Source organism: Aeromicrobium sp. 10G20-16, from assembly GCF_055809665.1.
On the sequence record NZ_CM147919.1, the window covers coordinates 2,840,154 to 2,853,524 of the forward strand.

Annotated in this window: 18 protein-coding genes; 11 read left to right on the top strand and 7 right to left on the bottom strand. The window is 70.9% G+C overall.

The features are described 5' to 3' along the window. Positions 1-6: 6 nt before the first annotated feature. Genes AC0L5F_RS14540 through AC0L5F_RS14560 form a run of 5 tightly spaced genes read left to right on the top strand, consistent with a single transcriptional unit; the run spans position 7 to position 3,228 of the window. Positions 7-552 carry a GNAT family N-acetyltransferase gene (locus tag AC0L5F_RS14540; protein WP_473314132.1) on the top strand — a complete coding sequence of 182 codons (546 nt, stop codon included), beginning with the start codon at positions 7-9 and terminating at the stop codon, positions 550-552. After that, a complete protein-coding gene (locus tag AC0L5F_RS14545; protein ID WP_473314133.1) occupies positions 549-1,067 on the top strand; it encodes a GNAT family N-acetyltransferase in 519 nt (172 codons plus the stop codon). The genes AC0L5F_RS14540 and AC0L5F_RS14545 overlap by 4 nt, the downstream gene beginning before the upstream one ends. Positions 1,068-1,095: 28 nt before the next feature. Next, positions 1,096-1,533 (top strand): glutaredoxin family protein, encoded by a 438-nt coding sequence (locus tag AC0L5F_RS14550; protein WP_473314134.1) that lies wholly within the window; start codon positions 1,096-1,098, stop codon positions 1,531-1,533. A 35-nt stretch (positions 1,534-1,568) separates the two neighbouring features. Next, positions 1,569-2,657 (top strand): redox-regulated ATPase YchF, encoded by a 1,089-nt coding sequence (gene ychF / locus AC0L5F_RS14555; RefSeq protein ID WP_473314135.1) that lies wholly within the window; start codon positions 1,569-1,571, stop codon positions 2,655-2,657. A 25-nt stretch (positions 2,658-2,682) separates the two neighbouring features. Further along, the gene (locus AC0L5F_RS14560; protein ID WP_473314136.1) at positions 2,683-3,228 is read left to right on the top strand and encodes a GNAT family N-acetyltransferase; all 546 of its coding nucleotides are present in this window, start codon (positions 2,683-2,685) and stop codon (positions 3,226-3,228) included. Between the two features lie 121 nt (positions 3,229-3,349). Here AC0L5F_RS14560 and AC0L5F_RS14565 read toward each other — a convergent pair whose 3' ends face one another. From AC0L5F_RS14565 to AC0L5F_RS14575, 3 genes are all read right to left on the bottom strand, one after another. Next, the gene (locus AC0L5F_RS14565; protein ID WP_473314137.1) at positions 3,350-3,694 is read right to left on the bottom strand and encodes a VOC family protein; all 345 of its coding nucleotides are present in this window, start codon (positions 3,692-3,694) and stop codon (positions 3,350-3,352) included. Between the two features lie 84 nt (positions 3,695-3,778). Then, on the bottom strand, positions 3,779-4,771 hold the full coding sequence (locus AC0L5F_RS14570; protein WP_473314138.1) for a hypothetical protein: 993 nt from the start codon (positions 4,769-4,771) through the stop codon (positions 3,779-3,781). A 2-nt stretch (positions 4,772-4,773) separates the two neighbouring features. Next, entirely contained in the window at positions 4,774-6,123 is a 1,350-nt protein-coding gene (locus AC0L5F_RS14575) for a ferredoxin reductase family protein (protein ID WP_473314139.1), read from the bottom strand. A 79-nt stretch (positions 6,124-6,202) separates the two neighbouring features. On the opposite strand from AC0L5F_RS14575, the gene AC0L5F_RS14580 reads away from it, so the two are divergent. After that, positions 6,203-7,018 (top strand): class I SAM-dependent methyltransferase, encoded by an 816-nt coding sequence (locus tag AC0L5F_RS14580; protein WP_473314140.1) that lies wholly within the window; start codon positions 6,203-6,205, stop codon positions 7,016-7,018. Position 7,019: 1 nt separating this feature from the next. On the opposite strand, the gene AC0L5F_RS14585 is transcribed toward AC0L5F_RS14580, so the two are convergent. Further along, positions 7,020-7,637: a hypothetical protein gene (locus AC0L5F_RS14585; RefSeq protein WP_473314141.1), complete on the bottom strand. Its 618-nt coding sequence runs from the start codon at positions 7,635-7,637 to the stop codon at positions 7,020-7,022. Next, positions 7,634-8,977: an MFS transporter gene (locus tag AC0L5F_RS14590; RefSeq protein WP_473314142.1), complete on the bottom strand. Its 1,344-nt coding sequence runs from the start codon at positions 8,975-8,977 to the stop codon at positions 7,634-7,636. The genes AC0L5F_RS14585 and AC0L5F_RS14590 overlap by 4 nt, the downstream gene beginning before the upstream one ends. 43 nt (positions 8,978-9,020) lie before the next feature. On the opposite strand from AC0L5F_RS14590, the gene AC0L5F_RS14595 reads away from it, so the two are divergent. Beyond that, positions 9,021-10,100, top strand: coding sequence for an alkaline phosphatase family protein (locus AC0L5F_RS14595; protein WP_473314143.1), 1,080 nt, complete (start codon positions 9,021-9,023; stop codon positions 10,098-10,100). A gap of 22 nt (positions 10,101-10,122) precedes the next feature. Continuing rightward, positions 10,123-10,746, top strand: a complete 624-nt coding sequence (locus AC0L5F_RS14600) for a class I SAM-dependent methyltransferase (RefSeq protein ID WP_473314144.1) — start codon at positions 10,123-10,125, stop codon at positions 10,744-10,746. A gap of 4 nt (positions 10,747-10,750) precedes the next feature. On the opposite strand, the gene AC0L5F_RS14605 is transcribed toward AC0L5F_RS14600, so the two are convergent. Next, complete coding sequence (locus AC0L5F_RS14605) at positions 10,751-11,158, bottom strand: hypothetical protein (RefSeq protein ID WP_473314145.1); 408 nt, start codon at positions 11,156-11,158, stop codon at positions 10,751-10,753. A 29-nt stretch (positions 11,159-11,187) separates the two neighbouring features. Between AC0L5F_RS14605 and AC0L5F_RS14610 the strand changes: the two genes are divergently transcribed. The 3 genes from AC0L5F_RS14610 to AC0L5F_RS14620 are packed head-to-tail and all read left to right on the top strand — an operon-like array spanning position 11,188 to position 12,650. Beyond that, positions 11,188-11,871 carry a DUF6498-containing protein gene (locus AC0L5F_RS14610; RefSeq protein WP_473314146.1) on the top strand — a complete coding sequence of 228 codons (684 nt, stop codon included), beginning with the start codon at positions 11,188-11,190 and terminating at the stop codon, positions 11,869-11,871. A 44-nt stretch (positions 11,872-11,915) separates the two neighbouring features. After that, positions 11,916-12,299 (top strand): hypothetical protein, encoded by a 384-nt coding sequence (locus AC0L5F_RS14615; RefSeq protein ID WP_473314147.1) that lies wholly within the window; start codon positions 11,916-11,918, stop codon positions 12,297-12,299. 24 nt (positions 12,300-12,323) lie between these two features. Next, complete coding sequence (locus tag AC0L5F_RS14620; RefSeq protein WP_473314148.1) at positions 12,324-12,650, top strand: DUF2200 domain-containing protein; 327 nt, start codon at positions 12,324-12,326, stop codon at positions 12,648-12,650. Here AC0L5F_RS14620 and AC0L5F_RS14625 read toward each other — a convergent pair whose 3' ends face one another. Further along, on the bottom strand, positions 12,651-13,361 hold the full coding sequence (locus AC0L5F_RS14625) for a DinB family protein (RefSeq protein ID WP_473314149.1): 711 nt from the start codon (positions 13,359-13,361) through the stop codon (positions 12,651-12,653). Positions 13,362-13,371: the final 10 nt, after the last annotated feature.

Sequence of the window (13,371 nt, forward strand, 5' to 3'; positions counted from 1 at the left end):
CGTGACGTGCTGATCGAGACCGAGCGGCTGGTGCTGCGGCCCTACGTCGAGGGCGATGCTCCTCGCGTGCTGGAGATCCTGAGCCATCCCGACGTGTATCCGTGGCTGGACGACCCGCCCACCGAGCCGATGGCCGACCTCGAGGCCGCGCACCAGTGGGTGCGACGCGTCAACGAACGCGAGGCCGCCGACCGGTTCGACGCCCGTCGCGCGATCGAGGTGCGCGAGACCGGCACGGTGGCCGGCACCGTGCTGGTGGCGCCGCTGGTACGCAAGGACGGCACCGACCTCGGCGAGCACGAGCTCGGCTGGCACCTGCACCCGGACTCGTGGGGTCACGGCTACGCCACCGAGGCGGCCCGGGCGATGCTCGATGACGTCTTCGCCGCGGGGCTGCCCGACGTCTGGGTCGGGATGATGGTCGACAACCACCGGTCGCGCGCCGTGGCCGAGCGCCTGGGGCTTCCGTTCACGGGCATCCACCCGGACCCTTGGTACGAGGGCGACAGCCCGTTGTTCCACGTCACCGCAGAGGAGTGGTCGGCCAGATGATCAGCACGCGGCGGCTCGAGCTGCGGCCCTTCACCCTCGACGACGCCGACGACCTGTTCGACATCTTCCGGCGGCCCGAGGTGGCTCGATGGAGCGGCGTCGGTGTGCCGATGACGCATCGCGACGACGCGGTGGCGCGGATCGAGCGCATGCCCGAGCGTGCCGGTTCGCATCCCGCGGCGACGATCCGTGCGATCGTTCCGCACGACGAGCAGCGGGTGGTCGGCATGGCGGTGCTGGTGTCGATCCCCGCCAGCGCCGGAGTCGACCGCGACGACCTGGAGATCGGCTGGCACCTGCACCCCGACGTGTGGGGTCGCGGCTACGCCACCGAGGCAGCGACCGCGCTGGTCGAGCACGCCTGGGCGGCTGACGTGGACGAGGTGGTCGCCGTGACGCATCCGGACAATGCCGCCTCGCAGGCGGTGTGCGGACGGCTCGGCATGACCGACCTCGGCCTGCGCTCGGACTGGTACGACCAGGAGCTGCGAGCCTTCTCGATGACCAGGCCCTGAGGCGCACACCAGTCGTACGGTGGGTGACATGAAGCGTTTCGCGCCGGCCCTGGCCCTGCTCGTGGGTGCGATCGTGGTGGTCGCGTCCGGGATCAGGTCGGACAGCGCGGTCAGCACCACCGTCATCGCCGCGGTGCTGCTGACCGGTGCCGTCGTCCTGTCGCCGCTGCCCTTCCCGGGCGCCGCCGCGACCGTCGAGTGGCAACGCGCCGAGCGCGACGGCGAGATCGTCGTCCTGCACCGACCCGGCTGCCCGTACTGCCTGCGGCTGCGTGCCGCCGTCGGTGGACTGGCCGATCGTGCCACCTGGGCCGACATCTGGGTCGATGACGAGGCGGCCGCGCGCGTGCGGGAGGCCACCGGCGGCGACGAGACGGTGCCCACGGTGCTGGTCGGCGGCGTCGCTCACGTGAACCCGGATCCGGCGTGGGTGCGGTCGTTGCTGGCGGAGGCCCCGAGCACCTGACGGGCCCGGGGGCTCAGGCCGTAGGGTGGTTCCTCGTGGCTCTCAGCATCGGCATCGTGGGACTTCCCAACGCGGGCAAGTCGACCCTCTTCAACGCCCTGACCAAGAACGACGTCCTCGCGGCGAACTACCCGTTCGCGACGATCGAGCCGAACGTCGGCGTGGTCGGCGTCCCGGACTCGCGCCTCGCGCAGCTGGCCGAGATCTTCGGCTCGGAGAAGATCCTGCCCGCCACCGTGCAGTTCGTGGACATCGCCGGCATCGTGCGCGGCGCGTCCGAGGGTGAGGGCATGGGCAACAAGTTCCTGTCCCACATCCGTGAGTCCGACGCGATCTGCCAGGTCACCCGTGTGTTCCGCGACGAGGACGTCACCCACGTCGACGGCGACGTGAACCCGGGCAACGACATCGAGACGATCTCGATCGAGCTGGCGTTGGCCGACCTGCAGACCATCGACAACGCGTTGCCGCGCCTGGACAAGGACTCGCGCAAGGACAAGTCGCTCGTGCCGTTGTTCGAGGAGGCCAAGAAGGCCAAGGAGTCGCTCGAGGCCGGCACGGGCGTGCTGAAGGCCGGGCTCGACCTGGACCTGCTGCGCGAGCTGCACCTGATGACGGCCAAGCGATTCATCTACGTGTTCAACTGCGACGCCGAGGAGCTGAACGACGACGCCCTCAAGCAGCAGATGCGCGATCTCGTGGCGCCGTCGGAGGCGATCTTCCTCGACGCCAAGGGTGAGGCCGAGCTGGTCGAGCTGGGCGACGACGAGGAGGCCGAGCAGATGCGCGCCGAGATGCTCGCCGACATGGGCGTCACCGAGCCGGGCCTCGACGCGTTGGCTCGCGTCGGCTTCGACACCCTCGGCCTGCAGACCTACCTCACCGCCGGCCCCAAGGAGTCGCGCGCCTGGACCATCCCCCAGGGCGCCACCGCCCCGCAGGCCGCCGGCGTCATCCACACCGACTTCGAGCGCGGCTTCATCAAGGCCGAGATCGTCTCCTTCGACGACCTCGTCGACGCCGGCAGCATGAACGCCGCCAAGTCCGCCGGCAAGGTCCGCATGGAGGGCAAGGACTACGTCATGGCCGACGGCGACGTGGTGGAGTTCCGCTTCAACGTCTGAATCCCGGCGCGGTACGTTCAGCCGGATGACTCTGTCGATCCGCACTGTCGCGCACGCCGCGTTGTCCGACGGGGATCGCGCGGGGCTCCGGACCCTGTTCGACGCGGAGTACCTGGCCGAGTTCGGCCGATGGGATCCCGACCAGCCCTATGGCTATGCGCCCCACGACGTTCACCTGATCGCCCTTCGTGGCGACGTGGTGGTCGGTCACGTCGGGTGGGGGCGACGTTCGATCGGCGTGGGAGAGCGGGACGTGGTGGTGGCAGGCGTGGGTGGCGTGCTGGTGGCCAAGGCGGCTCGGGGCCTGCGACTCGGTGAGCGACTCATGCGCGCGGCAGTCCGTGAGATGGCGGACGGTGGGATCGACTTCGGCTTTCTCGGATGTCGCGAGGCGGTCGTGCCGTTCTACCGGTCCTGCGGGTGGACACGCGTGGTGGCAGCCGTGGAGTCGCTCGATCGTGCCGGGAGATCCACGACCGACCCGCCGGGTCGACCGCTGCTCGTCTTCCCCGTGGATTCGTCGTCGGCGTGGCCGAACGGGGAGATCGATCTCCGGGGGCGGACATGGTGATCCGCAGGTGCCTCCGTAGGACTGCCCTCGGTGGAGCTCTGACTCAACGGGTAGCCGCCACGAACCAGACGAGCGTCGCGACGTCGGCGACCACCGCGAGCCAGAAGATCGTCCGGCACGGTCAGCCGTGCGATCCCACGTTGACCACGCGGCCGGACGAGTCGCAATAGAAGAATCTGCGGACGCCCCAATCCTCGGTGGTGAGTGGGTAGACGATCCCCAGGCCGGCCGCGGTGGCGGCCGCATGCGCAGCGTCGACGTCGTCGACGAACACCGAGACGTCGGGGTTCACCGGTGCGGTGGCGTCGGCGGTGATCAGGCTGAGCTGGTGGCCGGCGTCGTCGGCCAGCGTCACGATCCAGCCGTGGTCCATCACGACCCGCAGCCCGAGGACGGCGGTGTGCTGGGCCACGGCAGCCGCGAGGTCGGCGACGGTGAGGTTGGGGACGACGCGCTCGACGGTCATGGTGCCTCAGTCTGCCGGGTCGACAGGCGTCTGCTGCGGATCGCAGACACCACTCGACTGGGAGCTCCTGCGTCGTCGGGGCGGTCAGGCGTGCGCGAACCCGACCGTGCTGCGCCTGACCCACAGCCTGCGGGCGCCCCAGGCGACGAGCGCGGCGCCGAGGAGCATGTCGTAGCGGCCGAGGAATCCGACCAGCACGTCCAGGAGCACGAAGAACGTCAGCAGGCCCACCACGACCCGCACGCCGTCGCTGCCGTACGGCCCGGTCACGGCCAGTCGCGGAATCACCACCAGGCCGATCGCGACGGGCAGCAGCGCGACGGCGACGCCGACCGGCCAGGGCAGGCCGGACTGCGGCACCGAGTAGGCGGCGATCCAGTGGGTCAGCGCGCAGCCGAAGGCGATCGGGCCCAGGAACCGACGAGGTGGAGCGGGGTCGACGCTCCTGCGGGACTCGGACGCGGGACGGCGCCTCCCGACTGCGAACGCGGCGACCACGACGGCGACCAGCAGCAGCGCGGCGGCCGCCAGCACCGGGGCCGGTGGCCGCTGGTCGAACTCACCGTAGATCAGCGGCGTCGAGGCCAGGACGACTCCTGCCACGACCAGACCTGGACGCCCGGCCCACGGCCGGTCCCGCGCCGCTGGCGCCAGCCACTCGACCACGAGGACCGACGAGCAGATGCTGATCGTCGTGTGGAAGACCGTGAGGTGCGAGGCCAGGAGCACGTTCGTGTGCTCCACGACGCTGTATGAACCGACCCCGGAGTCGGACCAGAACTGCGGGAAGAACCAGTACCGGTCGACCAGCGCCTCCTCCCACACGGCGTAGGCGACGCCGAGCACGACCAGTCCGGGGAAGCCGAGCCCGCAGCGGTGTGCCACGTCACGACACACCAGCGCGCCGCAGCCGTAGAGCGCCGCCATGAAGGCCAGGTTCCACGGCAGCAGGAGGTCCAGCGGCGGGGTGGACCCCGAGAGCCCTTCGCCGAAGAACGGCGCGACGAGCAGGATCAGCAGCGCTGGATGCTCGATGATCCAGCGCACTGGACCGCGGCGCGGGGCCTGGTCGGACACCGTCAGCGCCAGTCGAAGTACTCGCGATGGATCGCCGACGCCGAGACGCCCGCGGTGCGGAACCCGGAGGACAACGCCTGGACCATGGGCTCGGGTCCGCACATGAACACCGACACGGCCGCGGCGTCGCCCTGGCCCGAGAGGGCGAGTGCCTTCTCAGCCGTCAGGCGTCCGCTCGTGGTCGAGTCGATCACGTGGACGCGCACGTTGGGGTGGTCGGCGGTGATCGCGTGGATCTCGTCGAGGTACGGAGCTTCGCCCGCGACCGAGTAGAAGAAGTCGACGCTCTCGGAGGCGGGGAACTCCTCGAGCGACCTGATCCAGCTCAGGAACGGCGTGATGCCGACGCCACCGGCGACCCAGATCTGCTGCTGCTTGCCCTTGGCGTGGGTGAACCGGCCGTGCGGTCCGCTGAGCACCGCCGGCATGCCCGGCCGCACCGAATCCGACACCGTCGACGTGTAGTCACCGAGCGCCTTGATGGTGACCCGGACGTGGGGGTCGGCGGGACTGCTGGCCAGCGTGAACGGGTGGCGGTGCCAGCCGGACTTCGTCTCCAGGTGCAGCATCGCGAACTGGCCGGGCGCGTAGCGCAACGGCTTGCCCAGCGGTCGCAGCACGATCTCGGTGAGGCCGTCGCCGACCACCTGCACCTCGCTGACCTGGTAGTCCCGCAGTCCGTGACCGCGGCGTGCGAGCAGCTCGCGGTAGGCGTAGAAGACCAGCCCGACCCCTCCGACCACCACGTAGACCCACCGGAGGACCGGCGCACCGTCGAACGCCGTCGCATCGACCAGTCCGTGGGCGAACCCGATGGCCACGAACAGGCCGGTGGTGCGGTGCACGAAGCGCCAGATCTCGTAGTCGCCGACCAGGCGGGAGACCAGACGCATCGGCGGCCACTCGTGGATGGTCTCGATGATGCGACGCCCCGGTGCGGGGACGACGGTGCGCCACCGCGGGAGGATCGCCCACACGATGAGGGTCGCGAGGCCGACGGTGGACACGACGCCGGCCGGGTTGGCCCACGACGGTGCGCCGGGCTCACCACGGTGCGACATCAGGATGTGCGGCACCAGGAGCAGCACACCGACGATCGCGCACCTGCGGTGCCAGATGGCGGCACGGTCGATGCCGTCGAAGTACGACTCCACCCACGGCAGGGTGCTGATCAGCACCAGCGCGATGGACATCAGCAGGATCGACTCCACGCCGGCGAGCTGGCCGATCGAGCTGCCGGTGGCCAGGTCGGCGGGCTTGGCGACCTGCCACAGCACGGCCATCGCGACGACGGAGGCGACGATGCTGATCGGACCCGCCAGGCGCAGCGACTGTCGGGCGGCGAGACTCATCGGCACATCGTAGAGGCGCAGGGGACCGGCCGGTGGAGGATCCCCACTCTGAGCGCCCATGGGCTGACATGATGCGCAGGTGACCGAGCACCGGGTGGATCAGCAGAGCTCGGACGACCGCTTCGACGCCGTCCGGCACAACCGCGACGCGTGGGACCGGCTGGTCGCCGAGGGCAACGAGTGGACCCGTCCGGTCGGCCCCGAGGTGATCGAACGGGCGCGCGCCGGTGACTGGTCGATCGTGCTGGTCGGGCACGAGCCGGTTGATCGCGCGTGGTTCCCCTCGAGCGTGGCCGGCGTCGACGTGCTGTGCCTCGCCGGCGGGGGTGGTCAGCAGGGCCCGGTTCTCGCGGCCGCCGGGGCGACCGTCACGGTCTTCGACAACTCGCCGGCCCAGCTCGCCCAGGACGATCTCGTCGCGGCCCGGGACGGCCTCGAGATCACCACCGTGCTGGGGGACATGCGTGACCTGAGCGCGTTCGGCGACGGCGTGTTCGACCTGATCGTCCATCCGGCGTCGAACGTGTTCTGCCCCGACCTGGAGCCGGTGTGGCGGGAGTGCCACCGGGTGCTCCGCCCCGGTGGGCACCTGCTGGTCGGCTTCGTCAATCCAGACACCTACCTGTTCGACCACGTCGCCCTGGAGGAGCGAGGTGAGCTGATCGTCCGCCACCCGTTGCCCTACTCCGACGAGGCCACGTTCTCCGCCGCCGAGCGCGACGCGCTGTTCGGCGAGGGCGCCGCCGTGGAGTACAGCCACACCATGTCCGAGCAGATCGGCGGTCAGCTGGCCGCCGGGTTCGTGCTGACCGACTTCCGCGAGGCGAGGCACCAGTCGTCGGTGACCGCCGGGTTCCTGCCCGGCTACTTCGCGACGCGCGCGCTCAAGAGCTGAGTCAGGTCGGGAGGAGCCCGCGCAACCGGTCGATCAGCGAGTCCTTGACCGCCTGGGTCACGGCGGTCTGGATCTGGGTGTCGAGGTCACGCTGGTCGTCGAGGTTCGCGAGCACCTCGCGAACGTCGAGGCGCTCGATGGCACGGACCAGCACGTCGTCGGTCTTGACGGCCGCGTCGATGACCGAGTCCGGCACGAGGCGGATGACCCGCTCGAGCAGGCCGTTGAGGTTCGCGTTGGCCAGCGCCTCGTCGGCCAGGTCCGACGCCGGCGGCAACGAGCCGTCAGCCTTCATCTGACCCACCGCGCTGACCAGACCTGCGCGGAGCGCGTCGGCCTCTCGATCGGTCACCTGCTGCTGCTGGGCGATCTGCAGGGTCAGTGCCTCGCGGCTGACGCCGAGCGTGCACGCCGCGTCGTCGACGCCGATCAGCACGAGGCGCTCGGTGAGACCGTCGATGCCGGTGGCCCGCGACGTGACGGTGCGCTCTGCGCAGGGGTCGGCCGCCTTGAGCGGCTCGTAGGTGCCTCCGCCGTTGGCCACCTGCACGCCGACGACGGCGCCGACCGCGAGCAGCGCGGCGATCGGCAGACCGACCCACCGGGCGGGCCCACTCACGTCGTCCTCCGTCGGGGCAGCCTGACGACGGTGAGCAGCGCCGCGAGAGCGAAGGCCGCCCCGTACAGGAACGAGTCGCGGAACGCGTGGGTCGCGGCGCGCTCCAGCTGGTCGTCGAGGTCGCGCTCGAGCTGGTCCGCGGCAGGTCGCTCGGCGGGTGCGAGGTCGAGCCGTGCGAACGCACCGCCGAGGTCGGGCACCCGGCCCTGCTGGTCGGCCAGGGCGGTGCCGAGCTGCTGCGCGACCGCGATCTTGTCCTCGGGCTGCAGGGGTGCGTCGAGCACCAGTGACGTGATGGCGACCTCCGCGGGGGCCTGCGCGTCCTGCAGGTCGGCGGTGAACACCGGGGTGAGGATCGCGAGGCCGACGACGACGCCCACGTGCCTGGCGCTGATGGTCCATCCGGCGTGCCGCACCCGGGGGAGCCGCAGGTCCATGGCCTGTGACGTGAGTCGGTCGATGGTCAGCCCGAGCCCGAGCCCCACCAGCGCCTGCGGGGCGATCGTCCAGACCAGGTCGGACGACGGCGGGAGGGCCAGGCCCACCAGACCTCCTGCGACCAGGAAGCACCCGACCGCCACCTCGACGTCCGGCGGCGGGCGGAACAGGCGCACCAGGGGTCGAGCCGCCAGCGCGGCGACGGGCACCACGGACACGGTGAGTGCGGCCGTGGCCGGAGAGCGGCCCCAGCCCTCGACCAGCAACAGCACCAGCAGGAAGAGCGCTGCGGTGAGTGCTGCCGACATCAGTGCGAGCGTGAGATTGGCCCGGATCGCCGGGCGGTGGCGGTCCGCGACGGTGCTCGTCACCCCCCGCACGGACAGCGCCGCCGGCACCGCGAGCGCCGCGAACGGCACCTGGACCACGAAGATCGCCTGCCACGAGATCGCCTCGGTGAGCAGCCCGCCCAGAACAGGCCCGACCGCCGTGCCGACGACGCCCGCGGTCACCCACGTCGCCACGCCACGGCGGTCGCCGCGGCCGGCCGCCAGCAGCTCCAGACAGCCCACGAGGGCGAGAGCTTCGCCGATCGCCTGCACGCACCGTGCGGCGATCAGCACCTCGATCGTGCCGGCGAACGCACACCCGGCAGATGCCGCCGCGAACACCGCGATGCCGACCGCCGTGAACACGTGAGGTCGAGCCCGTGAGAAGACGGCCGCCGCGGGCACGGCAGCGACGCCGAGCACGAGGTTGTAGGCGATCAGCACCCACGCGACCTGCGCCACTGACGCGTCGAGATTGCGCAGGATGTCGGGCAGCGCCAACGTCACGATGGCCGAGTCGGCCAGCACCAGAGCCACGGTCACGGCGAGCAGGGGAGCCGTGACGCGACGCATCGCCCCATCCTCGCAGGCGAGACCGTCGGGCTAGTCTCGGCGCGTGGGCAAGCGTGCGATTCTCTCGACGGCGATTCTGTCGCTGGCGTCGGTCGGCCTCCTCGGCGGGTGCTCCGGCGCGGGCGAGAACACGTCGGCACCACCGACGACCAGCGCGCCCGCACCCGTGGCCTCGACACCCTCGGCCGAGCCAGGGGACCCCGTCGTCGTCGCCATCTCGATCGACGGGCTGAACCCCGACGCGATCACCACGCTCGGGCCGCAGGGCGTGCCGCACCTGACTCGCCTGATGGACGAGGGGGCCTCGACCCTCAACGCACGCACGGCCTTCGAGCGCACCATCACGCTGCCCAACCACACCGGCATGATCACCGGGCGCCCCGTGGGTGGCGCGAACGGCACGTCGGTCACCTTCAACGACGACAACGGGAGCACGCTCGCGAAGGTCCACGGGAGCTACGTGCCGAGCATGTTCGACGTCGCCCACGACCGCGGCGTGAAGACCGCGCTGTTCGCCGAGAAGGACAAGTTCCGCTTCCTCGTGCGCTCGTGGGACAAGAACCACGGGGCCGACGACGTCACCGGTGCCGACGACGGCCCCGACAAGATCGACCTCGCCGCCATCGAGCCGTCGACGACCCTGGTGCCCCGGGTGATCGACGCCGTCACCCGACAGGACGCCCAGCTGGTGTTCTGGCACATCACCGCGCCCGACGCCGCCGGTCACGCGAGCGGCTGGCTCTCGCCCACCTACCTCGCGGCGGTGCAGGACGCCGACGCGCAGGTGGGCCGCCTGCTGGCCGCGCTCGACGCCGATCCCGCGCTCGAGAGCCGCACCATGATCGTCCTGACGGCCGACCACGGCGGCGTCAAGGGAACTCGCGGGCACTCCGACGCCGGCGCGCTGGCCGACTACCGGATCCCGTTCATCACCTGGGGGCGCGGGGTGGCCGAGGGCGCCGACCTCTACGACGTGAACCCCGACCTCGCCGACCCGGGCACCAGCCGCCCCGACTACTCCGGTGCGCAGCCGGTGCGGAACTTCGACCTCGCCGACACCGCTCTGGAGTCACTGGGTCTGCCGGACGTGTCGAGCGTCAGCGTCGGCATCGCCACCCGCTGACCGATCGGCCTACCATCGGGCCATGGCCTGGTGGACCGAACGGATCGTCCCGCGCATCGTGGAGAGGGCGTGCTCGACCGGCGACGTCATGAAGCAGCGCCAACGCGTGTGCGGCTGGCTGCACGGACGGGTGCTCGAGATCGGCTTCGGGTCGGGCCTCAACGTCGTCAAGTACCCCGACGCGGTCGCGTCGGTGGCGGCCGTCGAGCCCGCCGACCTGGCGTGGGAGATGTCGGCCGAGCGGCGCGCCGCCTCGCCGGTGCCGATCACCCGGTCCGGCCTGGACGGGCAGGCGCTGGCCGAGCCCGATGCGGCGTTCGACAGCGTGCTGTCGACGTTCACCCTGTGCACGATTCCTGACGTGGAACAGGCGCTCCGGGAGGTGCGCCGAGTCCTGAGGCCCGGAGGCACGCTGGTGTTCCTCGAGCACGGGCTCGCGCCGGACGCGAGTGTGGTGCGGTGGCAGCGGCGCCTCGAGCCGGTGCAGAAGCGGGTGGCCGGCGGATGTCACCTCACCCGTGACGTGCCGGCGCTCGTGGCCGCCGCTGGGTTCGACGTGGTCGACCTCGACAGCCGCTACCTGCCGGGACCCGGGCTGGCCCGCCCGTGGACGTACGGCGTCGGGGGGCGGGCCGAGGCGATCTGAGCCGTCAGGCGAGGCACGCGGCGACGAGCGCCACGACCGCGCCTGCGGTCCGCACGCGGTCGACCCGCAGCAACGCACCGATCACGGTCGGGTCGTGGCCGATCCGTCCCAGCCGACCGTGCAACCCGGCGGCGAAGCCGGCCGTCACGCCCACAGCCACCGCGTTGCCGACGATCGCGACCGTGCTCCACCAGGTCACCGGCCCGGACACCAGCACCCACCCGCACACGCCGACCAGTGCCGGGTACAGCGGGACGACGATCGCCAGGATGCGACGGGAGTGCCGGTCGTGCGCAGGAGCCCAACGGTCGGGTGCGGTATCGGCGAGAGCGGGGTAGACGACCACCGACACGACCAGCTGAAAGCCGGCGTGAAAGGCCGAGACGGCCAGCAGAGCGCTCAGGGGATCCATGTGACCATCGTGGTCCCTACGCTGTCCTCGTGCGATCGATCCTGTGGCGCGGTCTGGGCCTCGCTGCCCTCGCCCGTCTCGGCGGCCGACTGACGACGCGGCAGGCCGGGTGGGTCGGCGGGGTGGGTCTGGCGCTCGGCAGTCTCGTGCCGCTGATCGGCGTGCTGCAGGGATCGCTCGGCGCTGGCGACGTGTTCGCGCTGTTCTGGCTGGAGAACCTGGTCGTGGGAGCGTTGACCGTCGTGCGGATCCGGACCGCGCGAGGCACCGAGTCCAGGTCGACGATGACGGTGCGCGGCGACGTGGACGTCACGTCGCCTCGATCGCTGAGTCGGTTCTTCGTGCTCCACTACGGCGTCTTCACCGGGGTGCACCTGATCTTCACCGTCGTCGTCGTGGCGCTGGCCGGCGGGCTGGTGGCCGGCTGGACGTACTGGCTGCTGGCGGTCCTCGCGATGGTGGTCGCGCACCTGTTCGCGCTCGGCGTCACCTGGTTCGGGGGGCAGGACGAGACCACGAGCCCGATCGATGCGATGGCGGCGCCCTACCCGCGCATGTTCGTGCTGCACGTGTCGCTCATCCTCGCGTTCGGCCTGCTGCTGCTCAGCGGCGCCGACCAGAGCGTGGCGGCCGTCGCGCTGCTGTGCGTCATCAAGGGCGGCATCGACGTGCTGCTGTCACGCGTGGGACCCATCCGGATGGAGCTGTCGTGAGGGATCGTCCACGGGCGATCTGCGCCCGCCCTAGGGTGTAGGCCATGCTTGGACGACAGAACTACCCACGCGAGTACATCGAGCGCGGGCAGGACCAGATCACCTCTCAGCTCGCCGAGATGCGCGACATGCCGCCGGTCCCGACCGTGTTCGCGCAACGCCTCGCCGCGCACCTGGTCATCGTGATGGACGCCTTCTTCGCCCAGCGCGTGCGGGTCGAGGGCCCCAGCGCCCTCAACGAGGTGCGGGTGCTGGCACAGTCGCTGATGCACGGCAGCACGGTGATGAAGGACTCGACGGTCCCGTGGGAGACCGACCAGCTGGTGCTCGGCCTCGACGTCGACGAGGAGATCGCGCTGTCGGTCAACGATGTCGACCGACTGCAGGAGGCGTTCTTCGCCGAGCTCCACGACAAGCACGCCGCCTGAGCCATGGGGCACCGCATCTTCACGATGAGCGTGGGGGCCGTCTACCCGGCCTACGTGAACAAGGCCGAGCGCAAGGGCCGCACGCAGGCCGAGGTGGACCAGATCTTCACCTGGCTCACCGGCTTCGACGCGGCCGAGCTGCAGCAGCACCTCGACGCCGGGACGACCTTCGAGGACTTCTTCGCCGCCGCCACCCTCAACCCGCTCGCCACGTCGATCACCGGGGTGGTGTGCGGGGTTCGCGTCGAGGACGTAGAAGACCCCCTCATGCGCAAGATCCGGTACCTGGACAAGCTGGTCGACGAGCTGGCCAAGGGCAAGTCCATGGACACGATCCTGCGCGCCGGCTGATCACTCCAACGTCTCGAGGTCGCGCAGGGCGTACCGCAGGTGCTCCCACTCCTCCTGGAGGATCGTGTGCAGGCACGTCAGCACCGTCTCCTCGTGCGCAGGACTCCACGGGTTGCGCCGCACCGCCGCCAAGGTGTCGGGCGTGACCTGCGCGAGGTGGTCCCGCACCATCGCCTGATGGTCCGCCCGGACGCGCAGGATCTCGTCCCAGGTCGGCGCCTCGGCCGAGAAGACGCTCATGTCGTTGCCGTCGGCCTCGTACTCCTCGTACGGCTGACCGATGGGGTGGAACGGCTGCTCGACCTCGAGGATGGCGCGACGAAGCCAGGTGTCGGTCGCCATCACCAGGTGGCGCAGGGTCTGGGCGAAGGACCACTCGCCCTCGACGGACCGGTCGACGCTGCCGATCGGCAGGGCCTCGGCTCGGTGCACGGCGGCTCGCCAGGCGGCCTCGACCGCGGCCCACGCCTCCTGCAGTCCGCCGGGGTCGGCGGCTCGACGCAACGACCGGCCGGGAAAGCGTCGATCCAGCTCCGCGTCGACGAAGGGGGCCACGTCGACCCCGTTGACCAGCAGCGACGCGTCGCCGTCCAGCAACCAGGGTGAGTCGATCTCGGCGTCACCGATGATCACGCCGCGCATGACGGCACCGGACAGATCAGTCCGGAGGAATCGCGCTCCACTCAGGTCGGTGTCCACGAACTCCTGCATCGGTGCTCTC

What these genes read in the sequence shown, in the direction of transcription:
- AC0L5F_RS14560 (WP_473314136.1), top strand. Translation starts at nt 2,683, where the DNA reads ATGACTCTGTCGATCCGCACTGTCGCGCACGCCGCGTTGTCCGACGGG.
- AC0L5F_RS14575 (WP_473314139.1), bottom strand. Translation starts at nt 6,123, where the DNA reads ATGAGTCTCGCCGCCCGACAGTCGCTGCGCCTGGCGGGTCCGATCAGC.
- AC0L5F_RS14615 (WP_473314147.1), top strand. Translation starts at nt 11,916, where the DNA reads ATGCTTGGACGACAGAACTACCCACGCGAGTACATCGAGCGCGGGCAG.
- AC0L5F_RS14565 (WP_473314137.1), bottom strand. Translation starts at nt 3,694, where the DNA reads ATGACCGTCGAGCGCGTCGTCCCCAACCTCACCGTCGCCGACCTCGCG.
- AC0L5F_RS14550 (WP_473314134.1), top strand. Translation starts at nt 1,096, where the DNA reads ATGAAGCGTTTCGCGCCGGCCCTGGCCCTGCTCGTGGGTGCGATCGTG.
- AC0L5F_RS14590 (WP_473314142.1), bottom strand. Translation starts at nt 8,977, where the DNA reads ATGCGTCGCGTCACGGCTCCCCTGCTCGCCGTGACCGTGGCTCTGGTG.
- AC0L5F_RS14605 (WP_473314145.1), bottom strand. Translation starts at nt 11,158, where the DNA reads ATGGATCCCCTGAGCGCTCTGCTGGCCGTCTCGGCCTTTCACGCCGGC.
- AC0L5F_RS14545 (WP_473314133.1), top strand. Translation starts at nt 549, where the DNA reads ATGATCAGCACGCGGCGGCTCGAGCTGCGGCCCTTCACCCTCGACGAC.
- AC0L5F_RS14620 (WP_473314148.1), top strand. Translation starts at nt 12,324, where the DNA reads ATGAGCGTGGGGGCCGTCTACCCGGCCTACGTGAACAAGGCCGAGCGC.
- AC0L5F_RS14625 (WP_473314149.1), bottom strand. Translation starts at nt 13,361, where the DNA reads ATGCAGGAGTTCGTGGACACCGACCTGAGTGGAGCGCGATTCCTCCGG.
- AC0L5F_RS14600 (WP_473314144.1), top strand. Translation starts at nt 10,123, where the DNA reads ATGGCCTGGTGGACCGAACGGATCGTCCCGCGCATCGTGGAGAGGGCG.